Raw genomic sequence first — 13,881 nt, forward strand, 5'->3', positions numbered from 1 at the left:
CACCACCCATGGGCATCGTCGGTGTCGGGATAGACCTCGTCTCCATCCCTGATTTCGCCGAGCAGGTCGACCAGCCGGGAACGGTCTTTTCGGAGACCTTCACTCCCGGCGAGCGGCGCGACGCGTCGGACAAGAGCTCGTCGGCCGCGCGGCACCTGGCCGCTCGCTGGGCGGCGAAGGAGGCCGTGATCAAGGCCTGGTCGGGGTCGCGATTCGCCCAGCGGCCGGTGTTGCCGGAGGACATCCACCGCGACATCGAGGTGGTCACCGACATGTGGGGGCGGCCGCGGGTTCGCCTGAGCGGTGAGATCGCCAAGCATCTGGCCGATGTGACGATCCACGTGTCGCTGACCCATGAGGCCGACACCGCTGCCGCGGTCGCCATCCTCGAGGCCCCCTAGTCCCTTCGCGAGGCCCCCTAGTCCCTTCGCGAGGCCCCTAGTCCCTTCGCGAGCAGACGCAAACTCGTATCAAGACGGCCCGTCTTGTACAAGTTTGCGACTGCTCGCCGCCGCTACTCGTCGAGTCCGTGCTCGATCGCGTAACGGGTCAACTCCACCCGGTTGGCGACGTGCAGCTTGCGGAACGTGGCTTGGATGTGGTTCTCGACGGTTCGGTGACTCAGCGAGAGCTTCGCACCGATCTGCTTGGCGGACAACCCTTTTGCGACGTAGCGCAGCACCTCGGTTTCGCGCTCGGTCAGCGTGGGCCGGGCGGGTCCCGAATCGGGGTTCTGCGCGATGCGCCGGTACTCGCCCAACACCAGCCCGGCCAGGGACGGGGTGAACACGGCCCGCCCCGCAGCGGTGGCACGCACCGCGTCGGCCAGTTCGGCCTTCGACGCGCTCTTGACCAGGTACCCCGTCGCGCCGGCCTTGACCGCCTCCAGGACGTCCTCGCGTTCGTCCGACGCCGACAGGACGAGCACCCGAGACGACGGCGAGACCTCGAGCAACTCGGTCGTCGCCCGGACACCGTCACCGTCGGGAAGCCGCATGTCCATCAACACGACGTCGGGTTTCACCACGGCCGCGCGACGGCGCGCGGCGGCCACGCCGTCGGCGGTGGCGACCACGTTGAAGCCCTCGTCGGCGAGGTCGCGGGCCACCGCGTCCCGCCAGATCGGATGGTCGTCGACCACCATCACGGTGAAGTCGGTCGCGGTCACCGCGATGCCCCCTTTCTCGCGTCGGCGCGGGGCACGCGCAGCTCCCACTCGGTGCCTTCGCCGACTTCGGTCTGCAGTTCGGCCGTCCCGCCCAACGAGAGCAACCGTCCGACGATCGACTTCGAGATGCCGAAACGTCCCTGACTGGCCGCCTCCTCTAGCCGGCCGGCGGGGATTCCGACTCCGTCGTCACGAACGCTCACCGCCACCGAGTCACCCAGATCCTCCAAGAACACGAACGCATGGGCGTCGGGACCCGCGTGGGCTCGCACATTGTCCAGGGCGTTGCCCACCGCCGCGTCGAGTTCGACGGCAACCGCGCGGGGCAGCGGCACCGCGGTTCCGGGCAGGCTCATGGTCACCCGTTCTGATTCGCGGCGGCGTAGCAGTTCGCGGATGTCGACCGTGGTCCGGTCCCCGTCCTGGTCGACCTCAGTGGAGGTCAACCAGCTTCGCAAGGTTCGTTCCTGTTCGCGGGCGAGCTTGGCCAGTTCGGCTGTGTCTCCGCCGATTTCGCTGCCGCGTCGGGCGACCAGCGCCAGCACCTGCATGACGCTGTCGTGGACTTGCCGGGACAGCCGCTCCCGCTCTTCCAAGGCGGCCGACAACTGGGCCGCACGCTGCAACTCCTGGTGGGCGCGCACCGCGGTTCTGGCGGCCATGCCGACCGCCAGGCCCACCGCCAGTTCCACGATGACCGTGGCGTTGCGCCCCAGGTTGACGCTGACATAGCCCTTGACGACCTCACTGGTCGCCGTCACCGCCACGCCGGTCAACATGCCACCCGCCGGGCCGAACTGAAGTGCCGCCGAGATCGTGGCGTTGGTGGCCCACAACGTGGTCGGCCAGGTCTGATTGCTCGCCGACCACTGGTCGGAGGCGACCACCTCGGTGGAGAGCATGAGAACGACGACGACGACCAACTCGGCGATCACCCATGCCGGTCTGCGGCCGAAACCCCGCAGGTAGGCGACGGCGCACGCGGCGCTCCAGCCGATCAGCACCGCGAACAACAGCCAGCCCAGCGCCGGACGGTTCAGATCCGAGTTGATAGCAACCTGGAAGCCCGCCGCGTAAAGGCAGCTCAGCAGCCGAAACAGCTGCGCCGCCCGCCAGAGCGGCGCGGTCGGGTCGGGACCGCGGGTCGCCACCGGCTCAGCTTAGCTAGCCTCGGCACTATGACTGATCTGGTTGAGCGGGTACGCGAGGTGTTGCCGTCGGTGCGGCGTGATCTCGAGGACTTGGTGCGGATCGAGTCGGTGTGGGCGGATCCCGGCCGGCGTGATCAGGTGCACCGCAGCGCGCAGGCGGTGGCGGATCTTTTGTCGCAGGCCGGGTTTGACGAGGTGCGGCTGGTCAGCGAGGGAGGGGCTCCGGCGGTTATCGCGCATTATCCGGCCCCGCCCGGTGCGCCGACGGTGCTGCTGTATGCCCACCATGACGTGCAACCCGAAGGTGACCGTGGGCAGTGGTTGTCGCCGCCGTTCGAACCGACGGAACGCGACGGGCGCCTGTACGGGCGTGGAACCGCCGACGACAAGGCGGGCATCGCAACGCATCTGGCGGCATTCCGGGCACACGGCGGCCGACCGCCGGTCGGCGTGACGGTGTTCGTCGAGGGTGAAGAAGAGTCGGGCTCACCAACATTGGGAAGGCTGCTCGACAAGCATCGCGACGCGCTGGCCGCCGACGTGATCGTCATCGCCGACTCGGACAATTGGAGCACCGAGGTCCCGGCGCTCACGGTGTCGTTACGCGGGTTGGCTGATTGCGTCGTGGAGGTCGCCACGCTCGACCACGGGCTGCACTCCGGTCTGTGGGGTGGGGTGGTGCCGGACGCGCTGAGCGTGCTGGTGCGGCTGCTGGCCAGCCTGCACGACGACGACGGCAACGTTGCCGTGGCGGGCTTGCACGAGAGCACCGCAGCCCCGGTCGATTACCCGCCCGAACGGGTGCGCGCGGAGTCGGGTCTGCTGGATGGTGTGACGGAGATCGGTTCGGGTTCGGTGCCGCAACGAATGTGGGCGAAGCCCGCCGTCACCGTGATCGGTATCGACACCACACCCGTTGCGGCAGCATCGAATACGCTGATTCCACGGGCACGCGCGAAGGTCAGCCTGCGGGTGGCGCCCGGCGGTGACGCGGTGGCACACCTGGACGCGTTGGAAGCTCATCTGCGCCAGCATGCGCCGTGGGGAGCGCAGGTGACCGTTACCCGCGGGGACGTCGGTCAGCCGTACGTCATCGACGCGACCGGTCCGGTCTACGACGCCGCCCGCGAAGCGTTTCGGCAGGCATGGGGTACCGAGCCGATCGACATGGGCATGGGCGGGTCGATTCCGTTCATCGCCGAGTTCGCCGCTGCGTTCCCGCAGGCGAAGATCCTTGTCACCGGGGTGGAGGACCCGGGAACCCAGGCGCACAGCATCAACGAGAGCCTGCATCTAGGTGTGCTGGAACGCGCTGCCACCGCCGAGGCGCTGCTGTTGGCCAAGCTCGCCGAACTGCCGACTCAGGCGGCCGCGGCCAGAGAGCGCGCGTAGTTAACCGCCTGGTGGACATGCATCAATGACTGCGGACTGGTCGCCGGGATCATGGTCGAGTGGTAAAAACCGTTGCCTTGCACGGTGACCTGGGTGTAGCCGACCAGCCGACGGTCCTTCATCAGCAGGAAAAGCAAGCCCAGCAGGCAGAACCAAACGAAGATGATGGCCAGGACGACGCCGGCGGTCGAGATGCTTTCTTCGTAGCGCGACATGTCCGTCACTGTCCACACCGAGCCGCGGATCGGGTGGGGGCCGGATGGCGTCATAACCCAATGCTGCGACACGGAGATGTCGCCGATGGTCGTCAGCCACGGCTCCGGCTGGTCCGTCTGATAATTGAACACTCCGCCCACGGGCCGATTAAAGCACGCCTGTCTAGTGCCCCCTCGGTCGCTGCGAAACGGTGTTGTTGGGTCCGGTCTTGATGACCGTCGGTGCTCCCGAGTAATAGCCCACCACATTGCTATCTCCGAAAACGCTTATGGCTTCGGCGCTTTCGGCGACTACACGATTCTCGCTGCCGAAGATTTCCAGCCTGCGGCAGTGGCCGGTGACGGTGTAGGTGTTCCTGTCGCCGTCCAGTTTCAGATATCCGTCGTTGCAGTCGATGGTGTCCCGCGCACCGCTGTTGATCATGATGAGGTGTCCGTCGACCTTGGTTGTGTAGGCGTGCTGCCACAACGACATCGCGATCGCCAACCCGACTATCGTCAGCAGCGCCGTGGCCAGTCGTCCTAAAGGCGTAGCAAGCTTGGCGAGACCGCGAAATTTCGGTTTCACGAATGGCGGGCAATATTGTGGACCGAATGGCTCGGTCCACGGAGCCTGGCCGACGCCGCGTTCCAAGTCCCGTCTGTACCGGGGGTCTCTCTGTTTCATCGCTGACGTCCCTTTCGCGTCTCCCCATCGTGGGAAACCGACGTCAGTTTGGCGCGAAGAACTTGCAGAATTCTTGCGGTGGCTCGACAGGGGACGGGTTACTCACATGGTCTGGCAAGCATTCCTGGTCATGAACCGCGTGATGCTCGATGGTTTGGGGGATACGTGGGATGCGCGGGCCGGCTACTGCGGGGCTGCGGTGATGACGGTGTACAGATGGGTGATGAGACCGTCACTGATAAGGGCGACGTCGAAGCCGGCCACGATCACCGTGTCGCTGCCGGGGGCGAAGACCTGCCAGGCGAGGTGGCCGAATCCGGTCGTTTGATAAACAGGTCCGGCCTTGACGAAGGAGAGTCCGGCCATCTGCCCGTCTTGCAGTGCCTGAGCCTTCGCATTGAGGGCCTCGTGGCCGATGGAGACACCTTCGTCATCGGTCCACCGGACGTCAGGCGCGTAGGTGTCGCGAATCGCAACCGCGCGCTTGTCGAAGTCGGGCTCGTTGAAGACACGAAGGAGGTTGCTTTCCATGAGCCGCTCGATCGTGTCCGACATCAGCAGTCCTTCGACGGTCTGTGGGCGTCGGAGGTTGGACGGCTCGACCGTTGGCTAATGTTTTACACCAGTACGGACGGGGATGCCTGCCGAGATTTGAACACCATTCCGGGTTGCCTTACCGGCGTGCCCATCCCTACCGAATGTCGGTTAACCGGTCGCCGATTGACCGGTGACCACCAACTCAAGGCCGCTGAGTACGCCCGGACGGGCCGCACAGACGGCCGGTATCGCATTGACCACCCTGGCCGCGGTCGCCGCGGAACCGGGCAGCTTGTCGCCGTACAGGGCGAAGTCGACTTCGACCCGTGGGTCGCCGTCGATCGAGATTCGAGTAAGGCGTCGGACGCTGCTGCCCTCCGGGATTGTGGGTGGCCAATCTTCCACGGGATCGTCGGGCATTGACCAGATAGAGGAGAATTGCAACCTCGGACGCCCGTTGACGATTCCGGTGAAAGTCATTCGCACACTGGCGATGGTGCCCGCGCGGATTACTCCCGCATCGAATTGGTAGTCGCGGGTGGCCGTCGCGATGTCTCGGTGTTCCTCGACTTCGTCAATGCGCTGACCAATGCCTTCGGCGAGGAGTCTTAGCGGCGTAGCGAATACGGTGGCCATCGACCCGCGGGGGTATGTTGCGGCATCTTCCTCGGGCGTGCGGCCGAAACCCAGCATCGCGAAGAACCCCGGTACGCTGTACGATCCGCATGGAATACGTTCTGCGACAGTTATTTTCGTGGGAAATCCACTCATGCTGGCGGCATGCACGCCGAGTAAGTCGGTGGCGAAACCAGGCGCGATTCCGGTCGCGAAGATTGAGGATTGGCCGTGTTCGCATGCGGCAGAGAGTTTTTCCCGCGACATTTCGTCAAGCGACGGCGGGTGGAAGAGAGGATGGTAGGACGGGGTGACCACGTTCTTCCCACTGGCCGCGATCGCGCAGAGCTGGTCGACAATCTCGCCTGGTTCGCGTCCCGAAACCGCCGCGAAGTAGGTGACGCAGTCGGCGTCCAGGGCCAAGAGTTCGTCGAGGCTCTCGGTAGCCACGACGCCGGTGGCCGGACAACCCACGAGTTCTCCGGAATCGCGGCCAGCTTTGCCTGGAGTGTTGACCAAGTGGCCCACCAACTTCAGGCTGGGGGACCGCAACACGTGGCGTAGTGCTATTGCTCCGGTGTAGCCCGTGCCCACATGCGCCACTCGGTACGTGTCAGCCATGCCGTCGACCTCTCGCTGCGGTAGTACGATTCAACACCGCAGTCAGCCGTAGGCCAACAGCCCGCAACTGCCTACTAGACCGATAAATCGCGGCGCAACTTCGCGACGTGACCCGTCGCCTTGACGTTGTACTGGGCCACCGCGATCTTGCCCTTCTCGTCGACGACGAACGTGGACCGGATCACGCCGGTGACCTTCTTGCCGTACATCAGCTTCTCGCCGTAGGCGGCGTAGGCCGTCAACACCTTGCGTTCGGGGTCGGACAGCAGTGGGAAGTTCAGGCCCTGAGCGTCGCGGAACTTGGCCAGCTTCTCCGGCTTGTCCGGGGAGATGCCGATGACGTCGAGGCCCGCCTCGTTGAGCTCGGCGAGGTTGTCCCGGAAATCGCAGGCCTGCTTGGTGCATCCCGGTGTCGAGGCGGCGGGGTAGAAGTAGACGACGACGCGGCGACCCTTGTAGTCGGACAGCGACACCTTGTTGCCGTCGGCGTCGGGCAGGGTGAACGCAGGCGCTTTGTCGCCGGGTGCGAGGCGAGTGGTCTCGGTCAAGTTGGCCCCCTTCTGTTCACCGGAGCGTCAGGACCTGCACCGGCTGAACTAGGGTAGTGCGGACACGATCATCAGCTGATAGTGGGGCACTGGAGGACAGACACGTGGCGGACCGCGATCCCGACACCATCAAGCGGGAGATTGACCAAGCCCGCGACCAGCTGGCCGCGACTGTTGATGCCCTTGCCGAGCGCGCCAACCCGCAGCGCCTCGCCGACGACGTCAAGGCCAAGGTGATCGCCTTTCTCAACAAGCCGATCGTGACGGTGTCCCTGGTCGGCGTCGGATCCGTGGCGGTGATCGTCGTCATCCACAAGATCAGGAACCGCTGACGCACCACCACGCCCGCCGCGTCGTTCAGTGGCGTGTCACGAAGTAGCCCGACATGGCGGCCTTCAGTCTCCTAGACGGCGTGAACGCCGAGAGCGAGCGCATGGCTTTGGTGCCTAGTCCGGGCATTGCCATCACCCGACCCGCCCGCATCGCCTCATAGCCGGCCCGCGCCACGGGCGCGGCGTCCAGCATGAACCGGTCCAGCCGTGACCAGTCCCCGACGCCGGCGGTTTGGGCGAACTCGGTGCGCGTCGGCCCCGCGGCGAGATGCGTGCAGGTGACGCCCGTGCCGCGCAGGTCGTCGGCCACTGCCTCGGAGAAGCTGCGGACGTAGGCTTTGCTCGCGGCGTAGCCCGCTTCCAGCCCGTGGGGGATGACGTACGCGGCGATCGAGCTGACATTGAGGATGGCTCCGCGACCCGCGTTCACCATCCGCGCGGCATACAGCGTCGTCAGGTCGGTCAGTGTGACGACGTTGAGCTGAACCATCTTCGATACGGCGACGGGGTCGCACTCGTGAATCTTCAGCCCGAGGATCCCCACGCCGGCGTTGTTGACCAGGTATTCGACCTCGACACCGAGTTCATCGACGCGGCCGACGAGTTCGGGGCCGGCCCCCGGCTGCGACAGGTCCATGCTGACGGTGTCGACGCGAATGCCGTGGCGCGAGCGCAGTTCGTCGGCCACCGCGCTCAGCTGCGCGGTGCTGCGCTCGCTGGACACCGCAACCAGATCGATGCCGTCGGCGGCGAACAGGCTCGCCAGTTCGCGTCCAAGCCCGGTCGACGCGCCGGTGATGAGAGCGGTGGCCATGTCAGTTCCTGCCGGCGGGGGTGGTGCTGGCGACGTGGATCGGAATGTCGTCGGCCCACGGTTGGGCGGTCGCCATGGCGGCGACGTCGACATGGCCGCGCTCGAACTCACCCGTCGCGGCGTCCACGAGGCGGTACTCCTGGACCTGTTTGTGGATGGGCTGCGCGTCGAGAATGATCACCCGTACGTCGCCTGGCTGAAAGTGGCATCGCTCCTGGAGCGCCTCGATGAGGCATTCGTTGTGCATGTGCCCGTCGCCGAAGTTCCAGCCGAGCACCATCGAACACAGCACCTCGCCCTCGCACAGGTTGTAGTCGTCCTCGTTGTGCCCAGCCAAGGCGCGATGCACCAGCGTGAACAGCGCGCGCCCATGGGTATTCATCGCGCGGAACGCCATCGCCAGGTGCAGCGGCACCAAAGTTTCCTCCTTGGAGCCGTACAGACGCTCGAGCTGCAGGTGTTGCATCGGCCCCAACGCGCGCGAACCGGTGCGGAACTTGTCGTCACACGACGGTTTGACGCACCAGATGGTGGTGTCCCAGTTGCCGGCGTAGTAGCGCATGCCGGGCAGGAAGGAAACCTTGTGCGGGTACAGGTTTCCGATGACGACGGTGCCCGCGAGGACCAGGAAGAGGACTGCCACCGGCGCCGGATTGTTGACGTCAGAGAGCCCGATCTGTGCATGCCCGACGAAGAGCCAGAGGACCCCGAAGATCATGAAGACGTTCCACTCGAGCGGCACACCCATCGGAAAGGCCAGCAAGATGTTCAAGTGGAAGACGACCATCACGAACGCGGCGATCGCCGTCACCCTACCACCATGCGAGAAGAACAGGACCAACGGAACCAGGCCCTCCACCGCCGTCGAGAAGTGGGCGATGAAACCCGCGAGTGCGCTGGGCCGTAGGTCATCGGGATAGCGCACGAACATCGACCGCTTGAGGATGCCCGACGGGATGAACGGGTTGTTCGCCAACATCGTCGAGATCACGAACGGGAAGTGCTTGTTCAGCTTCGAAACGGCCGCGCCCAGCCAGATGACCAGGAAGACCACTTTGGCGCCGAGGATGATGTCTGCCCCGGAGAACAAGAACACCAGCGCCATGGGTGCGTACACCTCGCCGCGGGCGGCCAGGAAGATCACCTTGTCGCGCAGGCTCAGCACCGCCAGGACCGCCAGGATGGCGACGGTACGCCAGCGCGGCAGGACACCAATTGTCGTGTCGAGAAGGGCAATTGGACCACTTCCGTCGGAAACCAGTGCGACGACGAGTAGCGCCACCAACGCCCCGTACAGCAGCGCGTCGAACGGGGTCCGGTTGTGTCCCTTGGTCAGCGGCACTCGGTTGGGCCACGGCGGCAGCCTTATGGTGCCGGGCCGTAGCCAGTACAGGATCGATCCCATCGGCGGGAAGTAGCGGCCGGCCAGCGGGCCGAAGCAGCAACCTAGGCCGACGACTTCGAACAGCATGGTGAAGAGCACGGCCTTCTGGAAGACGATCGGCTCGCTCCACCATTCGCCGACCTTGGTGAACCCGTCGATACCTTTCGTGGCCAGGGCGACGGTCATGCCGCCGAGGACGTACAGCACGATCTTGACGCCGTACATCACGTGCATGACCAGGGGCGTTCCGAAACCGTTCTCGGCGATGTGACGGGCCATCGGCACGATTCGCTCGGCGCGCGGGAGTTTGGTCCACTCGACGTCGACGACGGGCAGGTTTGGCTTGAGGAACCCCACTGCTGCTCCTTCGGACGGGGACGTTGTGTCAAGCAAAACTACTCGTAACGAGTGGTTCAAGACGAGCACAATGGTCGATTTCAATCAACAGGATCGAATTTCGTTAGGCGACCTATTGGCCGGGCAGAACCTGCTGGCGCTCGGCGTACCGGCGGGTCGCATTCCTGTCCTGCGTCGAGCTGGGCAATGCAGGAATCACCCTGCGGCGCTGGGACTCTCACGGTACATGCGCCGTTCGGCCGTCGGCAGCAGGCACGAGCGGGCCGCGTGACCGTCCATAGCGCACGCTGCCGCGAGCAAATGACGTGCGGGCGACGACGGAGGGCTGCTCGTGGACAGACATGACGCGGCGGTGGCAGCGTCGCAGCAGTGTCATGCCGGTGGAGGACCGCAGCGCACATCCGGGAGAGGAACCTTCGAAGTTGGGAACCGGCACTGTCCGAATAGTTCGAGGCCACAAGCGATTTGACGCCGACAGCCAGGCATTGACCGACATCGACCTCACCATCGACGACGGTGAGTTTCTGGCGATCCTCGGGCGCAGCGGCAGCGGCAAGTCGACGCTGCTGCGGGTGATCGCCGGCCTGGAGAAACTCACGTCGGGAACCATCGAGTGGGCCGAATGGGCCGGCGACAACGGCGCGTCGCGGCCGCACACCGGAGTCGTGTTCCAGCAGGCACTGCTGTTCCCGTGGCTGACCGCCGGTGAGAACGTCTTGCTCGCGGGTCGGTTTGCCGCGCAACGCGAATCGTTCCGCCGGGAATACGCCGAAGAGCTGCTGCAACGTTTCGACCTGCAGCGGGTCGCCGACCGCTACCCCGACCAGCTGTCGGGCGGCCAGGCGCAACGGGTCGCCATCATTCGCGCGGTGGCCACCCGGCCACGTCTGCTGCTGCTCGACGAACCGTTCAGTGCCCTGGATCCGGCGATCCGCGCCGACCTGCAGGCGTGGCTGGCCAACCTCGCCACCGAGTTGGGCATCACGGTCGTCCTGGTCACCCACGACGTCGATGAAGCCTTGCTGCTGGCCAGTCGCGTTGTGCTGCTCGGCCCCGACGGCAGAATCCGTCGCGAATGGCGACCCGGCAGCCAGGAGCTCCGACAGGAGATTCTGGATCACTATCGCCTGGTCGAGCGGTGACAGGTTTGCCACGACGGTCCCTGTTGGTCGGCGGGGCCGCATTGGCCGCGGCTGGCGGGCTGGCCGGAATCGCCGATCTGGCCCGCGCGGCGAGCATCGACCGAACCAACACCAGCGGGCAGTTGCGCATCGGGTACTTGCCGATCACCGATTCGGCGCCGCTGCTGATCGCTCACGCGGCCGGCCTCTACGAAAAGGGCGTGGTGAGTGCGGCCAAGCCGATTCTGTTCCGCAGCTGGGCATCACTTGCCGAAGCGTTCGTGACCCGCCAGGTTGACGCGGTCCACATGCTGATGCCCACCGCCATCCAGTTACGCTTTTTGCTTCGCAGTCCAGTTCGGCTGCTGAGCTGGAACCACACCAACGGGTCGGCCTTGACCGTCGCGCCGCACATCACCGATCTGGGACAGCTCGCCGGAACCCAAGTGGCCATACCGTTTTGGTGGTCGATCCACAACATCATCCTTCAGCAATTGCTGCGCGCGCATGACCTGGTGCCGGTGGTACGTACGAGTGCCTCACGCAGCGCGCGCACCGTGGAGCTGATCGTGATGAGTCCGTCGGACATGGTGCCGGCGCTGGCCAACCGATCGATCAGCGGCTATGTCGTGGCCGACCCGTTCAACGCCATGGCTCAGGTGCGCAAGATCGGGCGCATCCATACGTTTCTCGGTGATGTGTGGCGTGACCACGCCTGCTGCGTGGTGCTCGCTCACGATGACCTCATCGAGAACCGCCCCGAGGCGGCCACTTCGCTCGTCGGCTCGATTGTGGCTGCGCAGCAACGGATCAATGCCGACCGGGCGGCGGCCGCCTCCGTCCTTTCCGCCGGCGCCTACCTGCCCCAGCCGCTGCCGGCGATCAAGACCGCATTGACCTACCGTCAGCAGGACTACCGGTTCCTGCACCCGCAATGGCAACCGCAGCGGCTGGGCTATCAGCCCTTCCCGTTCCCCAGCTTCACCCGCCGTCTCGTCGAGGCGATGCATGACACCGTCGTCGACGGCGACCGGCGGTTTCTGGATCGTCTCGATCCCGCGGCCGTACACGCCGAGTTGGTCGACGACAGCTTTGTACGGGCGGCGCTGACGGCACACGGCGGCCCTGAAACCTTCGGTCTGCCTTCCAATCTCACCCGAACCGAACAGGTGCAACCGCGATGACTCTCGACCAGAGCACTCCCACCTCGGCCACGGTGTCGCCCCCCAAGAGGCCCGCGCCGTGGTCACTCGTGCAGCGTTGGTGGCCGCCGCTACTCGCCGTCGGGTCCGCTGTCGGGGCTTGGTGGCTGGCCACCGCCGTCCTGGCGCCCACTCACTCGTTGTTGCGGGAAACCACGCCGCCCAAGGTGCTCAAGGCGCTCGGCGACCTGTTCAACCGTGGCGTGCTGCTGCCCGACACCGGAGTCAGCCTGTGGCGGTTGCTGGTCGGGTTGCTGGTGGCCGCCGTGATCGGGATTCCCGCCGGGTTGCTGATCGGGCTCAACGACACCGCCGACCGCGCCACCCGGCCGGTCGTGCAGTTTCTGCGCATGATCTCGCCGCTGTCGTGGGCGCCAATATCTGTGGCGCTCTTCGGCATTGGCAATGAGCCGGTCATCTTCCTGATCGCCGCGGCCGCGGTGTGGCCGATCCTGATCAACACCGCGGCCGGCGTGCACGCGATCGATCCCGGTTACCTGCAGGTGGCCCGCTCGTTCGGCGCCAGCCGGGTGGAACGGCTGACCGTCGTGGTACTGCCCGCGATTCGGGGTCAGCTGCAGACCGGGCTGCGCGTCGCGCTGGGCATCGCCTGGGTGGTGCTGGTGCCCGCCGAAATGCTAGGTGTGCGATCGGGTTTGGGCTACCAAATCCTCAACGCGCGCGATCAGCTGGCGTACGGCCAAGTGGTGGCGGTGATCGTCGTCATCGGCGTCATCGGCTACGTGCTGGACCTCGTCGCCCGCCGGGCGCTGTCCGGCTCCCGGCGGGCTGGCGAGGGCTAGCGCGGGCTGGTTTTATGCGACCGCGTTGTTGCGCGCCAACGGGTTCAGCTCGCGGAACGGGTCGTCGGCGCGGATGGCCAGCAGGTCAGCCAGGATCGTTTCCAGCGCCTGCTTGGTGTCGTTGCGGACGGTCTCGACCCACTTCTCGGCTGTGGTTCCCTCCGGTTTGGTGGTGACGATCGGCTCGCCGAACTGGAGGTACATCCGTTGCGGACGGGGGATCAGCGTGGGGCCGACGCCGCGCATCAACGGCATCGCCATGTCGGTTTCACCGGTCAGCCTGGTGCTGATCTCCTGCATCAGGCGTCCCACCGCGCTGTCCCGGGTGACCAGGCTCTTATAGATGTCGTCGCCGCCGACCAAGCCGACCGGGACGATCGGGTAGTCGTTCTCCGCGGCGATGCGGGCGAATCCGGATCGACCGTGCCAGTTCAGTTGGTATTCCTCGCCCTTGAACTTCGGGATCTCGCGGCCGCCGCCGGGAAACACCAGGATCGTCTCGTTGTGCCGCATCAATTCTCGGGCCGTCTCCGGGGAGCCGATGACGGCGCCGTAGGCGGTCATCAGGTCACGTGCAAACCCTGGCTGCTGGCCGAACCTGCGGTCGGCCAACGGTCGAACCCTGGTGCCGATCGCGCGACGCACGTAGTGCGGGATGAGCAGAACTTCACTGGTGACGAATTGAGTGTGGTTGCCCACCAGCAGGAATCGGCCGTCGGCGGGCAAGTTTTCCAGGCCGCGCACGTAGGGCCGCGAGGCATCGATCAGTGGTGCGATGCCGTCGTGAACCTTTTCCACGACGCCGCGCAGGGCCTGCACACGGCGTGGATGGTTCATCACCGCGTCGATGTCGATGGGTTCGTTCGTGAGGTTTTTGCTCCTGGGTGAAGGTATTGGGAATGCCATGACAGATACGGTACCAAACAAACTAGTTCGTATGGGTATTATCTTTCT

Annotated in this window: 16 protein-coding genes; 6 read left to right on the forward strand and 10 right to left on the reverse strand. The window is 65.5% G+C overall.

What is annotated here, in order from left to right:
* Nucleotides 1–8 precede the first annotated feature (8 nt).
* Nucleotides 9–401, forward strand: coding sequence for a holo-ACP synthase AcpS (gene acpS / locus BST27_RS10345; protein WP_069417306.1), 393 nt, complete (start codon nucleotides 9–11; stop codon nucleotides 399–401).
* A gap of 113 nt (nucleotides 402–514) precedes the next feature.
* On the opposite strand, the gene BST27_RS10350 is transcribed toward acpS, so the two are convergent.
* Both BST27_RS10350 and macS read right to left on the reverse strand, forming a co-directional pair.
* Nucleotides 515–1,144, reverse strand: coding sequence for a response regulator (locus BST27_RS10350; RefSeq protein WP_069417439.1), 630 nt, complete (start codon nucleotides 1,142–1,144; stop codon nucleotides 515–517).
* Nucleotides 1,145–1,164: 20 nt separating this feature from the next.
* Nucleotides 1,165–2,319, reverse strand: a complete 1,155-nt coding sequence (macS, locus tag BST27_RS10355) for a MacS family sensor histidine kinase (protein WP_069417307.1) — start codon at nucleotides 2,317–2,319, stop codon at nucleotides 1,165–1,167.
* A gap of 27 nt (nucleotides 2,320–2,346) precedes the next feature.
* Between macS and BST27_RS10360 the strand changes: the two genes are divergently transcribed.
* Nucleotides 2,347–3,711 carry a dipeptidase gene (locus BST27_RS10360; RefSeq protein ID WP_069417308.1) on the forward strand — a complete coding sequence of 455 codons (1,365 nt, stop codon included), beginning with the start codon at nucleotides 2,347–2,349 and terminating at the stop codon, nucleotides 3,709–3,711.
* Here the strand turns inward: BST27_RS10360 and BST27_RS33630 are convergent.
* The 5 genes from BST27_RS33630 to bcp form a co-directional block, all read right to left on the reverse strand.
* The gene (locus tag BST27_RS33630; protein ID WP_069417309.1) at nucleotides 3,681–4,067 is read right to left on the reverse strand and encodes a hypothetical protein; all 387 of its coding nucleotides are present in this window, start codon (nucleotides 4,065–4,067) and stop codon (nucleotides 3,681–3,683) included. The two genes, BST27_RS10360 and BST27_RS33630, sit on opposite strands and share 31 nt — an antisense overlap.
* Nucleotides 4,068–4,089: 22 nt before the next feature.
* A complete protein-coding gene (locus BST27_RS10370) occupies nucleotides 4,090–4,494 on the reverse strand; it encodes a DUF3060 domain-containing protein (protein ID WP_069417310.1) in 405 nt (134 codons plus the stop codon).
* Between the two features lie 282 nt (nucleotides 4,495–4,776).
* Nucleotides 4,777–5,148: a hypothetical protein gene (locus tag BST27_RS10375; protein WP_069417311.1), complete on the reverse strand. Its 372-nt coding sequence runs from the start codon at nucleotides 5,146–5,148 to the stop codon at nucleotides 4,777–4,779.
* A gap of 150 nt (nucleotides 5,149–5,298) precedes the next feature.
* Nucleotides 5,299–6,366: an NAD(P)H-dependent amine dehydrogenase family protein gene (locus BST27_RS10380; protein ID WP_069417312.1), complete on the reverse strand. Its 1,068-nt coding sequence runs from the start codon at nucleotides 6,364–6,366 to the stop codon at nucleotides 5,299–5,301.
* 74 nt (nucleotides 6,367–6,440) lie between these two features.
* Entirely contained in the window at nucleotides 6,441–6,914 is a 474-nt protein-coding gene (gene bcp, locus BST27_RS10385; RefSeq protein WP_069417313.1) for a thioredoxin-dependent thiol peroxidase, read from the reverse strand.
* 104 nt (nucleotides 6,915–7,018) lie between these two features.
* Between bcp and BST27_RS10390 the strand changes: the two genes are divergently transcribed.
* Nucleotides 7,019–7,246: a DUF3618 domain-containing protein gene (locus BST27_RS10390; protein WP_069417314.1), complete on the forward strand. Its 228-nt coding sequence runs from the start codon at nucleotides 7,019–7,021 to the stop codon at nucleotides 7,244–7,246.
* Between the two features lie 25 nt (nucleotides 7,247–7,271).
* Here the strand turns inward: BST27_RS10390 and BST27_RS10395 are convergent, their stop codons facing one another.
* Entirely contained in the window at nucleotides 7,272–8,060 is a 789-nt protein-coding gene (locus tag BST27_RS10395) for an SDR family NAD(P)-dependent oxidoreductase (RefSeq protein ID WP_069417315.1), read from the reverse strand.
* A gap of 1 nt (nucleotide 8,061) precedes the next feature.
* Nucleotides 8,062–9,801 (reverse strand): DUF3556 domain-containing protein, encoded by a 1,740-nt coding sequence (locus BST27_RS10400; RefSeq protein ID WP_069417316.1) that lies wholly within the window; start codon nucleotides 9,799–9,801, stop codon nucleotides 8,062–8,064.
* Between the two features lie 422 nt (nucleotides 9,802–10,223).
* Here BST27_RS10400 and BST27_RS10405 point away from each other — a divergent pair, with 422 nt between their 5' ends.
* From BST27_RS10405 to BST27_RS10415, 3 genes are read left to right on the forward strand one after another with little or no spacing between them, the layout of a single operon-like run.
* Complete coding sequence (locus BST27_RS10405) at nucleotides 10,224–10,943, forward strand: ABC transporter ATP-binding protein (protein ID WP_069417440.1); 720 nt, start codon at nucleotides 10,224–10,226, stop codon at nucleotides 10,941–10,943.
* The gene (locus BST27_RS10410) at nucleotides 10,940–12,106 is read left to right on the forward strand and encodes an ABC transporter substrate-binding protein (protein WP_069417317.1); all 1,167 of its coding nucleotides are present in this window, start codon (nucleotides 10,940–10,942) and stop codon (nucleotides 12,104–12,106) included. Before BST27_RS10405 ends, BST27_RS10410 begins: the two co-directional genes overlap by 4 nt.
* Nucleotides 12,103–12,927, forward strand: a complete 825-nt coding sequence (locus BST27_RS10415; RefSeq protein ID WP_069417318.1) for an ABC transporter permease — start codon at nucleotides 12,103–12,105, stop codon at nucleotides 12,925–12,927. Before BST27_RS10410 ends, BST27_RS10415 begins: the two co-directional genes overlap by 4 nt.
* Before the next feature lie 12 nt (nucleotides 12,928–12,939).
* Here BST27_RS10415 and BST27_RS10420 read toward each other — a convergent pair whose 3' ends face one another.
* Nucleotides 12,940–13,833 (reverse strand): lysophospholipid acyltransferase family protein, encoded by an 894-nt coding sequence (locus tag BST27_RS10420; RefSeq protein WP_069417319.1) that lies wholly within the window; start codon nucleotides 13,831–13,833, stop codon nucleotides 12,940–12,942.
* Nucleotides 13,834–13,881: the final 48 nt, after the last annotated feature.

Origin of the sequence: Mycobacterium intermedium, from assembly GCF_002086275.1 — a bacterium.
In the GTDB taxonomy this organism is placed as follows: domain Bacteria; phylum Actinomycetota; class Actinomycetes; order Mycobacteriales; family Mycobacteriaceae; genus Mycobacterium; species Mycobacterium intermedium.

Bases quoted from the DNA above. Each gene is read 5' to 3' on its own strand.
- acpS (WP_069417306.1), top strand. From the start codon at position 9: ATGGGCATCGTCGGTGTCGGGATAGACCTCGTCTCCATCCCTGATTTC.
- BST27_RS10350 (WP_069417439.1), bottom strand. From the start codon at position 1,144: ATGGTGGTCGACGACCATCCGATCTGGCGGGACGCGGTGGCCCGCGAC.
- BST27_RS10360 (WP_069417308.1), top strand. From the start codon at position 2,347: ATGACTGATCTGGTTGAGCGGGTACGCGAGGTGTTGCCGTCGGTGCGG.
- BST27_RS10375 (WP_069417311.1), bottom strand. From the start codon at position 5,148: ATGTCGGACACGATCGAGCGGCTCATGGAAAGCAACCTCCTTCGTGTC.
- BST27_RS10380 (WP_069417312.1), bottom strand. From the start codon at position 6,366: ATGGCTGACACGTACCGAGTGGCGCATGTGGGCACGGGCTACACCGGA.
- BST27_RS10395 (WP_069417315.1), bottom strand. From the start codon at position 8,060: ATGGCCACCGCTCTCATCACCGGCGCGTCGACCGGGCTTGGACGCGAA.
- BST27_RS10415 (WP_069417318.1), top strand. From the start codon at position 12,103: ATGACTCTCGACCAGAGCACTCCCACCTCGGCCACGGTGTCGCCCCCC.
- BST27_RS10420 (WP_069417319.1), bottom strand. From the start codon at position 13,833: ATGGCATTCCCAATACCTTCACCCAGGAGCAAAAACCTCACGAACGAA.